The 12,543-nt window shown below is 54.3% G+C and carries 11 protein-coding genes; 4 read left to right on the top strand and 7 right to left on the bottom strand.

Annotation, left to right across the window (positions count from 1 at the left end; genetic code table 11):
- Window positions 1-20: 20 nt before the first annotated feature.
- The 6 genes from D460_RS36465 to D460_RS35295 form a co-directional block, all read right to left on the bottom strand.
- Entirely contained in the window at window positions 21-668 is a 648-nt protein-coding gene (locus D460_RS36465) for an ATP-binding protein (RefSeq protein WP_196809355.1), read from the bottom strand.
- 470 nt (window positions 669-1,138) lie between these two features.
- Window positions 1,139-1,876: a response regulator gene (locus D460_RS0122205; RefSeq protein ID WP_018900796.1), complete on the bottom strand. Its 738-nt coding sequence runs from the start codon at window positions 1,874-1,876 to the stop codon at window positions 1,139-1,141.
- A 35-nt stretch (window positions 1,877-1,911) separates the two neighbouring features.
- The gene (locus tag D460_RS0122200) at window positions 1,912-2,097 is read right to left on the bottom strand and encodes a twin-arginine translocase TatA/TatE family subunit (RefSeq protein ID WP_018900795.1); all 186 of its coding nucleotides are present in this window, start codon (window positions 2,095-2,097) and stop codon (window positions 1,912-1,914) included.
- Between the two features lie 137 nt (window positions 2,098-2,234).
- On the bottom strand, window positions 2,235-3,275 hold the full coding sequence (locus D460_RS0122195; protein WP_018900794.1) for an alpha/beta hydrolase: 1,041 nt from the start codon (window positions 3,273-3,275) through the stop codon (window positions 2,235-2,237).
- A 461-nt stretch (window positions 3,276-3,736) separates the two neighbouring features.
- A complete protein-coding gene (locus D460_RS0122190; RefSeq protein WP_018900793.1) occupies window positions 3,737-5,203 on the bottom strand; it encodes a sodium:solute symporter in 1,467 nt (488 codons plus the stop codon).
- 314 nt (window positions 5,204-5,517) lie between these two features.
- On the bottom strand, window positions 5,518-5,664 hold the full coding sequence (locus D460_RS35295; RefSeq protein WP_081619949.1) for a DUF1127 domain-containing protein: 147 nt from the start codon (window positions 5,662-5,664) through the stop codon (window positions 5,518-5,520).
- A 483-nt stretch (window positions 5,665-6,147) separates the two neighbouring features.
- Here D460_RS35295 and D460_RS0122185 point away from each other — a divergent pair, with 483 nt between their 5' ends.
- The 3 genes from D460_RS0122185 to D460_RS0122175 are packed head-to-tail and all read left to right on the top strand — an operon-like array spanning window position 6,148 to window position 10,407.
- Window positions 6,148-6,870, top strand: coding sequence for a winged helix-turn-helix domain-containing protein (locus D460_RS0122185; protein WP_018900792.1), 723 nt, complete (start codon window positions 6,148-6,150; stop codon window positions 6,868-6,870).
- Window positions 6,867-7,904 (top strand): cytochrome c peroxidase, encoded by a 1,038-nt coding sequence (locus D460_RS35290; protein ID WP_081619948.1) that lies wholly within the window; start codon window positions 6,867-6,869, stop codon window positions 7,902-7,904. Before D460_RS0122185 ends, D460_RS35290 begins: the two co-directional genes overlap by 4 nt.
- A complete protein-coding gene (locus D460_RS0122175) occupies window positions 7,861-10,407 on the top strand; it encodes a two-component system VirA-like sensor kinase (RefSeq protein ID WP_155947816.1) in 2,547 nt (848 codons plus the stop codon). Before D460_RS35290 ends, D460_RS0122175 begins: the two co-directional genes overlap by 44 nt.
- A gap of 8 nt (window positions 10,408-10,415) precedes the next feature.
- Here D460_RS0122175 and D460_RS0122170 read toward each other — a convergent pair whose 3' ends face one another.
- A complete protein-coding gene (locus D460_RS0122170) occupies window positions 10,416-11,681 on the bottom strand; it encodes an MFS transporter (RefSeq protein WP_018900789.1) in 1,266 nt (421 codons plus the stop codon).
- A 311-nt stretch (window positions 11,682-11,992) separates the two neighbouring features.
- Between D460_RS0122170 and D460_RS0122165 the strand changes: the two genes are divergently transcribed.
- Entirely contained in the window at window positions 11,993-12,502 is a 510-nt protein-coding gene (locus tag D460_RS0122165; protein WP_018900788.1) for a cytochrome P460 family protein, read from the top strand.
- The last annotated feature ends 41 nt before the right edge of the window (window positions 12,503-12,543 follow it).

The following is a 12,543-nucleotide window of genomic DNA, read 5'->3' as shown; positions in this document are numbered from 1 at the left end:
CGTCCCTGGGTCGGAGTAGCTCAATCCGAGAAAGCAATCTGAGCGACGAGCCCGCCACCTTCGCGATTGCGGAGTGTGATGCGCGCGATCAACGTGCGAGACAGTTCGTTCGCGATCGCCAAACCCAAGCCCGAGCCACCGGTGTCTCGATTTCGCGATGGCTCGAGCCTGTAGAACGGCCGGAGTACCAATTCCAGCTCACTTTCCGGGATTCCCGGTCCGCGATCTAGGACCTGGATGACCGCATTGCCACTTTCGTCTCGAGCTACGACTATTTCCGCAGAGCCGGCGAACTTTAACGCGTTGTCAACCAGACTGGAGATGATCGTGGTCAAGGCAGCCGCTTTAGTAGACACCATCAGCGGACATGCTTGTTCTGCGACAACAGATGCACCTTTAGCCTGATATGAGCGAGCGATCGTCAATGTGTATGCCGCCAAATCGACGTTCACATTGGCCTCGATAACCTTGGCAGCCTTTGCGTAAAGTATGCCTTGCTCGATCAGCTTTTGTATCTCCGTCAGATCCCGAAGGAGCCGGTCCCGCATCTCCCCTTCCATCAGTGTGTCAATCCTAAGACGAAGCCTTGTGACTGGCGTCTGCAGATCATGTGATATCGCCGCAAGCATTTCTGCCTTCTCCAGTGCGAAAAGTGCAGCTTCAGTCACACCTCCGGTGCGGAGGTCTGCCGCGCTCCCAACCTCAACATTTTCACGATTTTGTAGGAGCGGATCACTACAGTTCGTGTCACCCGTTTTAGTAGCGACTACTGCAGACCTGGGTTTCCAAAACCTCCGAACGGCAAAGCATACCAGTGTCACTACCCCTGCCAGCTGAATCATCCAAGTCGCTACAACACGGGCCGCGGGCCAAGATATCAATCGCGAACAAGGGGCTGCCAAGAACGACCGCATCTCAGGCGCGAGGTCCGCCCTGAAATTTTGGCGATTTAGCTTGTCGTACGGCAGTCTCGAAGCTGGCACTGCACTATCGACTGAGAGACTAACGACGGAGCCAATTGAAATGGCGCCGATCGGGACAATCGATCCAGCGGTGGCCCCTAACAACAGGAGTCCAGACAGTCGCGCACCCAGTGTGCTGTACACACCGCCGAGGCGAAACCGCTGGTACAATGGCTTCATTTCGGCTCGACGCTATCTATCGCGGAAGCGAAGACATAGCCCTCGCTTCTTACCGTTTTTATGTAAACAGGTTCGCGTGCGTCATCGTTGAGGCGCTGTCGCAAGCGGCTCACCAGCAGATCAATCGATCGGTCAAAAATGTCTGCCTCACGACCCTGTGTAAGGTTGAGCAGCTGATCCCGATTGAGTACACGGTGAGGGTGATCCAAGAACACGCGTATCAGGCGGTACTCGCCACCACTTAGTCCGACAGCAGTGCCCTTGCGATCCACAAGGTGCCGCCCGACAGTGTCCAGCTTCCAATCACCAAAGCTGATTATCTCGGAAGTCTCGGTCTTTTGCAGATTGGGCGGCATCATTCGCGTCCGCCTTAGGATCGCGTTGATCCTTGCCAGCAACTCGCGCGCGGCAAAAGGTTTAACGAGATAGTCGTCCGCGCCCATTTCCAAGCCGAGTATGCGGTCAGCCTCATCGGCGCGCGCGGTTAGCATCATGATCGGAATGTTCTTGTGCCGTCCCGATCGTATCTCCCGACAGAGCACCAACCCATCGTCGCCAGGCATCATGATGTCGAGAACGATAAGGTCAAATATATTGGTCTCTAGAAGAGTACGCATTTGCCGGCTGTCTACAGCCGCTGATACGCGGAGGCCGCTCTTCGTCAGATAACCCTGCACGAGTTCGCGGATGTCGCGATCGTCGTCGACAATAAGGATGTGGTCTGTATGTTCCATCGATACCTCGGGCCGCTGTCTGTGCGGCGGGGACGCTACTGCGGATCATGCTCGGATGTGGCCAACCGAGCATGATCCTCGGTCTCGTCCTGCATGCCCTTCTTGAAGTTTTTGATCCCGGAAGCGACATCCCCCATGAGGGCGGGTATTTTTCCCCGGCCGAATAGAAGCATGACTATTGCCAGTACAATCAGCCAGTGCCAGGCGCTAAACGATCCCATTGATCGAACTCCGTATGAAAGAAAAGGGGGGCGGCTATCCGGATGAGGGGGCGGATTCCGGATAGCCGACCGGCGACGAGCGGGAGAACTGCGCGCCGGTATACGAGCACGTCACCTCACGTGACGTCGCGCAATTGCTAGAGACGGTCCGCGTCGATAACTGCCTTGGCGAACTCTGCCGGTGTCTCTTGCGGAGGGTTATGACCGACACCGCCGGTAAACAGCCGGTGTTCGTACTTGCCCGTGAATTTCTTTGCGTACGCGGCCGGCTCTGGATGCGGCGCACCATTGGCATCACCCTCGATCGTGATGGTAGGTACCCCGATGGTAGGCAGCTTAGCCAATTTCTTTTCGAGGGCGTCGAACTTGGCTTCACCCTTGGCCAAGTCGAGCCTCCAACGATAGTTGTGAATGACAATCGCAACGTGGTCCGGATTTTTGAATGAGGCCGCAGTACGGTCATAAACCGCATCGCTGAAATTCCATTTTGGGGACGCAAGCTGCCAGATCAGCTTGTTGAAGTCGTGTCGGTTGGCGTCATAACCCGCTTGGCCACGCTCAGTCGTGAAATAGAACTGATACCACCACGCCAGCTCTGCCTTGGGTGGCAGGGGCTTCTTGTTAATCTCTTGGCTTCCAATCAGATAGCCACTCACCGACACCAGTGCCTTGCAGCGCTCCGGCCACAGAGCGGCGATGATATCAGCAGTACGCGCACCCCAATCATATCCGGCGATTACGGCGCGTTCGATCTTTAGGGCGTCCATCAGGTCGATGATGTCCTTAGCGATCGCGGCCTGTTGGCCGTTGCGAGGCGTCTTCTCCGAGAGGAAACGTGTGCCGCCGTAACCACGGAAATACGGAGCGATCACCCGGTACCCCGCTGCCGCGAGGATCGGCGCGACCTCGACGTAACTGTAGATATCATACGGCCAGCCATGAAGGAGGATAACCGGAGGACCGTTTTCAGGCCCGACTTCGGCATACTGCACGTTCAATGCGCCGGCCTTGATCTCCTTGAGCGGACCAAAACTCGCCGACGAGCCGCCCGCGGCGGCGCTCGCGGCGGACGAAGTCTGAGCGAGCGCCTTTCCTACTCCAACGAACTGCACTGCTGCAGCGGATGCCGCTGCGACTGCGAAGAAGCTTCTCCGCTTGAACTCAAAGGACTTAGTCATGAACACCTCCGTGGTTTGATGAACACATGAAGCGCTCGGCATGTATCGACGGTATGTCCAAAAATCTCCAATTTGAAACCAGATGTACCGGAGACGCCTAAAGATACAGTTCGATACAGAAATGTCTTGAAGCGAAATGCGTAGCCTGCCTGCTTGAGTGAGGCTGCGCATTTGCACCCTCAGACCTGAGTGCATTCATTTCGCCGGGGCCACGAGTTGTCTCCCTTCTCTGACGTTATCGATTGCGAGTTCAGACACCGTCCCTTCCGACCAAGGGCCGCAGAAACAATCGGATCACTTCAGCGAGAACCGTACGGCGTAAAGCTACGCAAAACACACTCACACGTAGAATCCATGCGAAACCAGAACGCCGTATACGACGTCCATACTTCAGAAATGAAGCGCATCGTGATGTTTACACCAGACCCGGACAGGGTGATCGCCGGGCAACCATGCCCGCCTTAACGCAGGCGCTCAGACGGAGCTGGCCATTGTTCGGTGGCGATGCTGACCAAGAGCGCGACCATGACATTCAAAGTCATTGCAATGAAGCCAGTATTGACTTCCTTCACGAAAGTTGGCGCGTCTGGAAAGAAAGTCGCAATGTTCAAGCCCGTTGTGCTGACGATGCCAACGGTCCCAACGCCAACGACGATGCCGGCCATTGCGCCCTCCTTGGTAAAAGGATTTTGACGAAGCAAACTCGCGAACAGAGCGGGAAAGAGCTGCGTGACGATGCTGTATCCCATTATGAGTATCGCAACGATGCTCTCGCCACCCGTAAGAGTGAAGTAGACCGCAACAGCCGTAATAAAAAAAACAGAAATCCTTGCGCAGTTCGTCAGTTGATATGGGCTGAGACCCGGAAACAGCTTCCAACAAATGTTATTTGAGATGACAGTAGCGCCTGTGATCAAGATGGTGGCCCCTGGTACCAGTGCGGCAAGGACACCTGCCGCTCCAATCAGACCAACCACCCACGGATCGAAGGTCGCGATCGACAGCTTCAACAGAGCCAGATCGATCTGCTGCCCCTCTAGGCCCGGCACCTGGAGAACCGCCGCGAAGCCGACTAACATCGCGAACATCATGACCAGCGAATAGATTGGCATCACCACAGCGTTCTTGCGAAACGCAATCGCAGACTTCGAGGTATAGGCCGAGCAGAATGTATGGGGCCACATATAAAGGCCTAGAGCGGACAGGAAGATCGTACTGCAGTACCAAACAATGGTCTGTCCGGTCTCCGGCAAAGCGGTAAAGCCGGGCCTCGCAATTTCGATTTGACGAAACATCTCCCCGATCCCGCCATAATAGTGGTAGGGAAGATAGATACCGAGAAACGCACAGACGACCCACGTGGTGCAGTCCTTGACCACGGCCGCCCAAGCTGATCCCCTCATGCCAGACATGACAACATATAGAGACATCACCACCGCACCGATTCCAACCGCCACCGGTGTCTTGACCCTGCCCTGGGACAAGGTTTCCGTGATGATGCCAAGGCCTTTGAGTTGAAGAATAAGGTATGGAATCAACGCGATGAGGCCGACGATCGCCACCACGATTCCCAGCAAAGAACTATTGTACTTCTTTGCGAAAAAATCCGGTTGGGTTACAAGCCGCATCTCTGTTGCGTACCGCCAGATGGGAGGAAGTAGCCAGTAGGACATAACGAACCCAAGGCAACTGTACGAGAGAATGTAGAATACCGCGCCACCGCGGCCATAAGCAAAGCCACTCGCCCCGAGAAAGGTGAATGTGGTGTAAATTTCGCCAGCCATGAGCACGAACACTAGCAATGCGCCAAACCGACGCCCGCCGAGCGCCCATTGGTCTACGGTAACGGCCCGCTTGCTTTTCTCGAATAATCCCGCCAACAAGACAGCTAGAGCAACCGTCCCGGTTACTGAAATCATGATCAGCATTTGACGTCTCCGTCAAACCTTGAACGCAGCCGCATCTTGACTGCGTGGCTGCGCGCCGACAACCGATCCAGAAGAGGCGTCAATAAAACAGCTGCGCGGTTGGGCCGGATGCAAACGTCTTTCGCTACTGCCAATATTAGCCCCTGCTCCACCGGCAAGAATTCGCCGGCCTAACCCACGTTCATTGCGAACTTATATAGTTACAGACCAATGACAACCAGCGGTCAGATAGTGACATTTGTAACTTTGACACCTCAAAAATTGCCGGCCGATCGGCCGGCGAGCAACCAACCAACACGCGACGATCGAAATTTCTATAGCTCTCTGCCATTAGCTACGCAGTAATCAATCATCCCGCGCGAAATTCCGATATCTGAAAGGTGAGCATCGTCGAGTTCGAGCAATTCCGATGCCGCGCGACGTAGTCTGATCTTTCGGAGTTTGCCGCCTATTAGTCGCATTAAATATCTCAAGCCAGTCTCCTTCGGATTAAGCCCCTTAGGCCGCGAAGGACAATGTTGCGGGCGTATTACCGAGCAATGTCTTTAGGGGCTCGACCGACTACGAACGAAACTGATTGAAATCCGGATGACCTCCCCGAGGGGTTCAGAAGCCGCTACATGAAGTGTGCTTTCCTCGAACCGCCTCGCTACGTCGGCATGCTTGTCAAGCCACCCCAAGAATGCTGCGTCCGTGTCCACACTTTTTGTAGCGCGCACGACAAAAAAATTGTAGTTTTGTATCCGAATGTGTCGGATGATGGCATTGATACAACTTGATACAACTCAGCGCTTTAAAAACAAGCTCGGATGCGATCAAAGTCGGCAAACAGATGGTGAGGGAGATAAGGCGTCGGGTGGCGAAAACAACATCAAGCAGCGAGATCCTGCGACTCGAAGGCGGGGCAGCTCCTTTCCTATTATCAGCCCTTGGTGGAATAGACCGTGAAGCACATTCTTATCGTCGATGATGACAGCAAACTGCGGTCGCTCCTGATTGACTTCCTGTCGCAGCATGCGTTTCGAGTCACCGGCGTAAAGGATAGTCATCAACTCGGGCAGATTCTGGCGGCTGAGACCGTCGACCTTGTGGTGGTCGATCTCAATCTCGGCCACGAAGACGGTTTGGAGATCGTGAGAACGCTCTCTGCCAAGACAGATGCTCCGAGCATCATAATCAGCGGCGATCGCTTGGAGGAAACCGATAAGGTACTCGGCTTAGAGCTCGGTGCTGCGGATTACATGACCAAACCGTTTGGGTTGCGGGAGTTTCTGGCTAGAGTGAGGGCAGCGCTGCGTGTAAAGCCACAGGTTCAGGAGCGGCGAGATCAAAAGATATACTCCTTCGCTACTTGGGAGCTTAACGTGAAAAGGCGTCAGCTGATCCGTGACGGTAGCGACGAGGTCAAGCTCACGGCCGCCGAGTTTAATCTCCTGACAGCGTTTTTGGACACTCCACGGCAGGTCCTTTCACGCGAACAGTTGCTGTCGGCAAGCCGCGTGCACGACGAGGAGATATTCGATCGAAGCATTGACGTCTTGATCCTTCGCCTACGGCGGAAATTGGAAGAAGATGCATCGAACCCCAAGCTCATTCTTACCGAGCGCGGAGCGGGCTACATGTTCGACACGGAGGTTGCCGTTGAAGAGCGGAGACGCCCCGGTTGAGTCGACGCGGAACACACGGTCTGACGCCACAATGGCTTTGGCGCTATTTTGCTCTTTGTACCGCTGGGTTGGTTCTGTCACTTGGAATTAGTGCAATCGCTGCTAACAAGGCGGCAGTTGACGGACGAGAGCCGCTTGCTCCATTGAGACCACCTCCACCGCTGGACGAACGCGCAGTCGCTCTTGGAAAGAGGCTCTTTTCGGATAATATTCTGTCAGCAGCCCAGAACCAGTCCTGTATGACTTGCCATGACCTAACATCTGGCGGAACGCAGCATACAGCGCGTCCGATAGGTCAGCACGGGCAGGCTTATCGGTTCAATGCCCCGACTGTGTTCAATGTTGGTAGTATCTATCGACTAGGCTGGCGTGGAGATTTTACTTCCTTGGAGAGCCAGAACGAGAAAATATTGCTCGACGAAGATTTGATGGGAGTCACATGGCCTGTCATTATCGACCGCCTCAGCCAGAACCAAGGCTATACGGGAGCATTCGAGGAGGTCTATGGTCGCCAGCCAGACAAACGATCCGTTCTTGATGCGCTCTCTGCGTTTCAACGTTCACTGGCCACGCCCAACTCGGCATTTGATCGGTATATTTCCGGTGACACTGGCGCTCTCTCCAGTTTGGAAGTGGAAGGATATCGCCTTTTCAAAGACTATGGATGCGCATCCTGTCATCAAGGTGCGAACGTAGGCGGGAACATGTTCCAACGCTTTGGCATTTTCACAAGCCCTCCTCACGGCAGTTCCTCAGGTGATGGTGATCTTGGCAGGTTTACCCTTACACAAAAGTCTACCGACAAAGGGGTATTTCGTGTGCCCAGCCTGAGAAACGTTGAGTTCACCGGACCATATTTTCATGATGGACGGGTAACAGACCTGTCAGAAGCGATCGCGATCATGGGAGTGAGTCAGCTTGGCAGGAAGTTAACCTCAGATGAGATAAAGGCGCTGCTGGCGTTCCTGAAAACTCTTACCGGCGAGTACAATGGAAGCAAGCTACAAGCGCCCTCCCCGGCGAAACACTATTGAGCTCTGGAGGATAATGATCCTGGTCGCGGGGGTTTTCACCTTCGCACTTTTTGCGTTTGGTCGTGTTCCGTCGCGTGAGACGCATGAAGACATCCTGACATCACTGCGCGCGATCGACATTAATCATGCATCCTTACAGCGTGACGTGTTGCAGGCTCGCGCTGGGCTGCTCCGCGACTATGATCCTCTGGTTGAACCTGTGAAAACGCTTCACTTCACAGTCGCCCGGCTAGGAGAATTATTCGAAGAAAGCGGCGTTGAAGCGCCAGCGGCACTCCAATCGGAGCTTGCCAAGCTTTCCGCATCCATCGACCACGACGAGCTGTTGGTCGAGGAATTCAAAACAGACAACGCGCTCCTCCAGAATTCCCTTTCCATCGCCACCCAGATGCTCACCAAGTTGCACGAGGGATCGCCGGAAACCCGAACTGCGTCGATGGACGTACCCTATGATCTGGGAAACCTCATGATGAGGTTTTCGAACCAGCCCAGCCAAGCCCTGGACGAGATAATTCGTGCGCAACTCCAACGCATGTTGAGATTGCCGGCTGGTGATCTGAAAGATGTTCAGGCTTATGTCGTTCATGCTCGTATGATCCTCGATACTCTGCCGGCAGTCGACAACATAATACAGGCGATCCAGGCATCGCAGACCTCGGAAGACGCACGCAGACTCCAGAAAGTGTATCTCGATGCTTATGGTGAACTGAGTGTCCGCTCCTCATGGAGCAGGCTCCTGTTGGGATCGATCGCAGTATTGCTCTGCGTCTATGTTGCGTCGTTGATTTACCGCCTGCGGCGTCAGACACAGAAGCTCGCCCAGCAGCTAGAGCTGGAAACGATGATCACCGATATGCAGAAGCGCTTCACCAACGGCACCGATGATCATTCTGTCCCGCTTGTCGAAGCACTTTCCATGATTGCCAACTTTTTCGATGCCAGCCGCTATGCCTTCGCTGCCTTGAATAGTGAGACTGGCGCAACGGAAACAACGTATGGTGACGCAGGCCTTCCAGGCTTCGATGCGTTGCGCGAAACCTTTCGCGCGGAAGTTCAGGGGCAGAAGGGAACAACCCCCAAGAAATGGGACCCATTTCACTATGAAAACCTTCAACAGCGAGACTTGGAGCATTTCCCGGAAGGCTCACTGAGCGCGGGCTCGGTGGTTGCCACGGACATCGGGCACAATTCTATCGGGCTTCTGTTTCTAGAACATCGTGAGATAAGAAAAAAGCCTGACCGTGACGAGGTTCGGCTGCTGGGCCAGGCGTTGATAGCTTTTTCGCAGTGCCTCAAGGGGCAACGAGATAAATCCGAACTCGAGACCCTGGAAGCGCGCCTTGAGCATGCGCAAAGGCTTGAAGCCCTCGGCACTCTGGCAGGAGGCATCGCTCATGAATTCAACAATGCTCTCGGGGCGATTCTCGGATACGGTGAAATGGCACTCCAGCTTGGACGAAACTCTGCAAAAACTCGGAGCTACGTTCAAGAGATGGTTTCAAGCGGTCACCGGGCGAAGTTTATCATTGACCAGATTCTGACTTTCAGCCGGAAGCGTGATCGGGTCAGCAACCCGTTCGACGCCACCGCAGCGCTTCACGACATTATTCCAATGGTTAAAATGGCAATCCCGGATCGATTTACACTCAACCTCGATTTCTCAGAGAGAGTGCCAGCAATGATGGGAAATCCAATCGAATTACAACAAGTTGTGATGAACTTATGCACAAACGCGTCACATGCTTCCGGCGACGCGGGCGAGATCGATATTTCAGTGGTAGCTCGCGAGTTCCATTCTCGCGTCAGTCTTTCACACGGAGAGCTCTCGCCCGGTAACTATGTAATCGTTTCCGTTGAGGATCACGGATCCGGTATTCCCGACACGGTGTTGCCGCACATTTTCGAGCCCTTTTTCACGACGAAATCCACGCGTGGCGGAACAGGGTTGGGGTTGGCGGCCGTGCATGGTCACGTTGTGGGCATGAACGGAAAGATCAATGTGAGCAGTGAACAGAACGTAGGGACCCGCTTCGAACTATATTTCCCCGCCTCTTTCCGTAAAGCTATTCCTCTTGCTGAGTTTTTCAACGAGCGCACCGTCCCCATTGGGTCAGGTCAGACCGTCCTCCTGGGACAGAGAGACAGCGCTTTGCGTCTACTCTTTGAGGAAAAGATCGCAGCGCTGGGGTATGAGCCCATCGGATTCTCATCGCTTACGGCCTTGAGAGAATGGATCGACCGTCACAGTGTACAGCCTGACCTAATCGTTCTTGATCTGGATATCTGGCAGAAATCGCCAGATTGTCGCTCGGTTGTCGGAGAGTTTGCCCCCGTCCCTGTTGTGTTTGTCGCTGATCACGAAACGACGATGTTGGACGCGAGATCGATTAAGGATGCCATGGTTCTACGCAAACCTGTTAGCTCAATCAGCTTAGCAACTACGCTTTATAATCTTTTGAGTGGGCTTCCGCGCTCGCTAGACGCGGAAAGTGCAGAGCAATAACCACTATGTCAATCGCTCTGACACAATTGCTCACCGCGCAGCAGCAGCGAGACACCCAAAGCAAAGGCGAAGAGGGAGATGACGCAAAAATAGAGGACGTGGGCCATAGCTCCCAGCGGCGAAAGAGAGTTCACAATCAACGGGATCAGGCCGCCAAACAGTGCGTAGGACACGTTGTATGCGAACGACACTCCTGTGTATCTAATCCTCGCAGGAAACGACGAGACCATCACATACGGTGTCCCCGCGCAGACTCCGCCTGCCAGACCGATCATTCCAGCCATCAGGTTAAGCTCTAGCACTGACGCACCCGCCATGAAATAGTAACAGGCGGCTGCGGCGAGTAGCAAAATGCTAAAAAGCATATAAAACCTTGCGGCTCCGATCAGATCGAGAAGTGCGCCACCGATAACAACACCGATTGCGAGGAATACCGTACTGATGCTCGCGGCGCACAGTGCGCCCTCTTTATCAAACCCAAAGGTACCATGGAGGGTCATCGGTAGCATGAGTGTCAGGACAACAACGCTTGACAGGACCCATGTAACGAACGCCGATCTGACAACGCCTCGTATTTCTGTCTTTAGTACCGCCCTAAGGGGGAGTTCCGGAACCAGTAGCCGCCGCCGGCGCAAATTTACAAAAACCGGTGTTTCATTCAACATCCGCCTGAGTTTCATCCCGGCCAACCCAAAAACGCCACCTAGTAGAAAGGGCAGCCGCCAGCCCCATTGCTGCGTATCGTCCGGGGAAAGAGACGATGTCACTGCGGCGGCGACGGATGTCGCCAAGAGTATACCGAGCGTCAGCCCGCAACAAACTATACCGCACACCAGACCAACGCGACGAGGTGGCACATGCTCAGTGACGAAAGTCCAAGCGCCAGGTAGCTCACCGCCAATTGCGATGCCCTGAAGAATGCGGAAAAAGAGCAGCAGAAACGGCGCTACGATCCCGACAGCTTGATAGGTAGGCAGGAGACCGATGCCTAGTGTAGACGCCGCCATCAGCAGGATAGAGAACGCAAATACCCGTTGTCTGCCGAACAGATCGCCAAAGTGAGCCAGCACGATCCCCCCGAGCGGCCTGAACAGGTATCCGGCTGCGAAGAGCCCCCATGTCTGAACAGTGGTCAGCCAGAGTGGCATACCAACTGGGAAGAACTGCTGCCCGATGACCTCAGTGAAGAACAGAAAGATTGCAAAGTCGTAGAATTCGAGACAGCCGCCCAGTGCGACAATGCCGCTAACACGATATTGCTCCTTCCAATTCATATGGGGGACGTCAACGGAAGCAGCATTCGCGACGCCGGGGGCTTCTGAGCAGGACATTTAACGGTTACCAACTTTTTCTTTATAGTAACCGCGCGAGTGCCTCACCAAAAGTCCGATAGTCAAAAACTGAGTTACAACTGTAAAGAACGATCGTTCAAGTATTGACGCTCAGGTAGTTGACCCTGACGAGAACCGAGACACGTTTTTGTGAGACTTACACTCCGTTACAAAAACGGCACCTTCTGAAATCCGGCAGATACAATTCCCAGCGACCCTGTTCGGATAACTATCCCTGTAATAGGAGTCATTCGATGAAGATTGCCATCGCTTCCGGCTTGGTTGTGTCAGCTTTGGCTGTCGGAGCCTTCGTTTCTTATTCATGGGCGGACGAGCCTGCCGCGCAAGACGTCTCCCCCATTTACGGCGTCAGTATCCCAGAGGGCTACCGAGACTGGAAATTCATCGCTCCAGCGCAGGAGGCTCCGCCGCTTGATGAGCTCAGGGCAGTGCTCGGAAACGACATAGCGATCGATGCGTACAAGAAGGGTACGCTGCCTTTCCCAGACGGTTCGATCTTGGTTAAGCTCGCCTACAAGCGCAAACAGTCAACGGAGTTCGCACCGGCCACGGTTCCCGGTGCGCCGACGACCGTCCAGGTCATGGTCAAGGATTCCAAGAAGTATCCTGACAGCCATGGTTGGGGCTTCGGACGCTTCGTGAACGGAAAGCCGGTCGATGTTAAACAGCATGAGACCTGTCTCGCCTGTCACGTTGGCAACGTCGTTGACCACGACTATGTCTTCACGCGGTATGCCCCTTGAGATAGTCGGCCAAGCCGGATCTCCAGATCTCGCCAAACAGT

The sequence above is a fragment of the Rhizobium sp. 2MFCol3.1 genome (genome assembly GCF_000377565.1).
GTDB lineage: Bacteria > Pseudomonadota > Alphaproteobacteria > Rhizobiales > Rhizobiaceae > Rhizobium.
This window is presented reverse-complemented; position numbering and strand designations above follow the sequence as displayed.

Excerpts from the sequence above, each read along its gene's own strand:
- D460_RS0122205 (WP_018900796.1), bottom strand. The coding sequence starts at position 1,876 with ATGGAACATACAGACCACATCCTTATTGTCGACGACGATCGCGACATC.
- D460_RS0122200 (WP_018900795.1), bottom strand. The coding sequence starts at position 2,097 with ATGGGATCGTTTAGCGCCTGGCACTGGCTGATTGTACTGGCAATAGTC.
- D460_RS0122195 (WP_018900794.1), bottom strand. The coding sequence starts at position 3,275 with ATGACTAAGTCCTTTGAGTTCAAGCGGAGAAGCTTCTTCGCAGTCGCA.
- D460_RS0122190 (WP_018900793.1), bottom strand. The coding sequence starts at position 5,203 with ATGCTGATCATGATTTCAGTAACCGGGACGGTTGCTCTAGCTGTCTTG.
- D460_RS35295 (WP_081619949.1), bottom strand. The coding sequence starts at position 5,664 with ATGCGACTAATAGGCGGCAAACTCCGAAAGATCAGACTACGTCGCGCG.
- D460_RS0122175 (WP_155947816.1), top strand. The coding sequence starts at position 7,861 with ATGGAAGCAAGCTACAAGCGCCCTCCCCGGCGAAACACTATTGAGCTC.
- D460_RS0122170 (WP_018900789.1), bottom strand. The coding sequence starts at position 11,681 with ATGAATTGGAAGGAGCAATATCGTGTTAGCGGCATTGTCGCACTGGGC.
- D460_RS0122165 (WP_018900788.1), top strand. The coding sequence starts at position 11,993 with ATGAAGATTGCCATCGCTTCCGGCTTGGTTGTGTCAGCTTTGGCTGTC.